The organism is uncultured Amaricoccus sp. (genome assembly GCF_937858865.1).
Lineage (GTDB): Bacteria > Pseudomonadota > Alphaproteobacteria > Rhodobacterales > Rhodobacteraceae > Amaricoccus.
The window spans coordinates 1-2,258 of record NZ_CALLYO010000352.1 but is presented as its reverse complement, the minus strand read 5'-3'; the positions used below and the strand labels follow the sequence as shown (position 1 = coordinate 2,258).

Below are 2,258 nucleotides of genomic sequence, written 5' to 3'. Positions count from 1 at the left end.
CCCCTCGGAAGGCTCCGGCCGCATCTCCAGCCTCGCCTGGTCGACCGGCCTCGTCGAGCTCGACGACGCCCCCCGCACCATCCGCCCCGGCGACCCGGTCCGCTACCTCGCCCTCGCCGACTTCGGTCTCTGATCCGGGTGAACGGTTCGGTCCCGTCGCGCCTGTCGCGCGCGCCCGCGCGACCCCGCGTCAACCTCTGGTCACGGCGGTAAATCGTATGGCCGCTTTCCAGCCTCTTTCCAGCCTCCTTCCAGCCGGCCCAAGTCACTGTCAACACGAACGGAATTCCCCTCCGCCAGAGGCCGCATGATTCCCGCGCCCCGCGTGCGCGCCTCACCGCGGCATTTACCCGCGAGCAAGGAAATCGGTGGCAGGAAGAACACCCGAGCATGGAGAATCCGGATGTCGAATCAGCCTGACGACGCGCGCGAGGGCTGGCTCGGCCGCGTCCTCGCCGTGGAGGGCTCGGAGGCCCGCATCGGCCTCGCCTCCCCGCTCCCGAGCGGCCAGGGCCGCCCCACCGTCGGCAAGTTCGTCGCCATCTCCGGCCAGGAAACCACCGTCGTCGGCATGATCTCCGACGTCACCCTGCGCGCCGAGGAGATCGACGGCTCGCGCACCGTCGCCCGCGTCGACCTGCTCGGCGAGATCGAGCGCACCCCCGCGGGCAACGCCCGCTTCCGCCGCGGCGTGCGCGAATACGCCGCGATCGGCGACCCTGCCCGCATGCTCGGCAGCAGCGAGCTCACCCTCATCTACGCCGCCACCAGCCCGCGCGCGATCACCCTCGGCCACCTTAGCCAGGACCCCTCGATCCCGGCCTACGTCGACACCGACCAGATGCTCGCCAAGCATTTCGCCGTCGTCGGCTCGACCGGCGTCGGCAAGTCGAGCGCCGTCGCCGCCATCCTCGCCAAGATGACCGAAGTGCGCCCCGACCTGCGCGTCCTCCTGCTCGACGTCCACAACGAATACCGCGCCGCCTTCGGCGAGCGGGCCAATGTCATCGGCGCCGAGAACCTCCGCCTCCCGTTCTGGCTCTTCAACTTCGAGGAGACCCTCGCCGTCCTCTACGGCGGCAAACCCGCCGCGCCGGAGGAGGCCGAGATCCTCGCCGAGCTCATCCCGGTCGCCAAGGCGAAGTACCAGGCCGTCCCCGAACGCGCCCCCGAGCGCGTCTCGGTCGAGCGGCGGCAGGTCCCGCGGCACAGCGGCTTCACCGCCGACACGCCCGCCCCCTACCAGCTGCAGGACCTGCTCGGCCTCATCCACGAACGCATGGGCAAGCTCGAGAACCGCTCCTCGGCGATGAGCCACCACCGGCTGATGAACCGGATCGACGCCATCCGCAACGACCCGCGCTACGAGTTCATGTTCCGCCAGGCGAACCTTGGCGGCGACACCATGGCCGAGGTGCTGAACCAGGTCTTCAGCATCGACTCCGACCGGCCGCTCACCATCCTGAAGCTCGCGAGCCTCCCCGACGAGGTGATCGACGCCGTCGTCTGCGTCCTCGCCCGCCTCGCCTTCGACTTCGCGCTCTGGAGCGACGGCGCCATCCCGATCCTGCTCGCCTGCGAGGAGGCGCACCGCTACGCCTCGGCCGACCGGCTCGCCGGCTTCGCCCCCGCCCGCCGGGCGCTGAAGCGCATCGCCCGCGAGGGCCGCAAGTACGGCGTCCACCTCTGCCTCGTCACCCAGCGCCCGGCCGAGCTCGACCCGACGATCATCTCACAATGCTCGACCTTCTTCGTCATGCGGATGACCAACGACGCCGACCAGGCCCTGCTGCGCTCGGCCGTCTCCGAGGCCGCCGCCAACCTCCTCGGCTTCGTCCCCTCGCTCGGCGCCCAGGAGGCGATCGGCATCGGCGAGGGCCTCCCCCTCGTCGCCCGCATCACCTTCTCGACCCTCCCGCGCGAGGCGATCCCGCAAAGCGAGTCCGGCGCCCGTGGCGAAGCCGAGCGCCCGCGCGAGCGCGGCGAGATCGTCCGCGCCGCCATCGAGCGCTGGCGCCGCGCCACCACCAGCCACAGCCTCCGCCTCGAGGAGGCCCCCCGCCCCGAGCCCGCGCCGCTCGCGCCAACCGCCGGCCCCGCCCTCAGCCTCCGCCGCAGCGACGCGGCCCCCCGGCCCTGGAACGGCACTCGCTGAGCCGCACCCCTCTTCTTCCTTCCAAGAAACCTGGAGAGCAGTGCCGGGGGTGCGGGGGCGGCGAGCGCCCCGCCGGCGCGGGCCCACAGGCCCGCGCCCAGCA

1 protein-coding gene and 1 pseudogene are annotated in these 2,258 nt (G+C 72.1%); both read left to right on the top strand.

Annotated features, from left to right (window positions below; translation table 11 throughout):
* Positions 1-133: pseudogene (locus Q0112_RS10170) on the top strand (molybdopterin molybdenumtransferase MoeA); the annotation flags it as partial.
* Positions 134-403: 270 nt separating this feature from the next.
* Positions 404-2,155 carry a DUF87 domain-containing protein gene (locus Q0112_RS10165; RefSeq protein WP_297974770.1) on the top strand — a complete coding sequence of 584 codons (1,752 nt, stop codon included), beginning with the start codon at positions 404-406 and terminating at the stop codon, positions 2,153-2,155.
* Positions 2,156-2,258 lie beyond the last annotated feature (103 nt).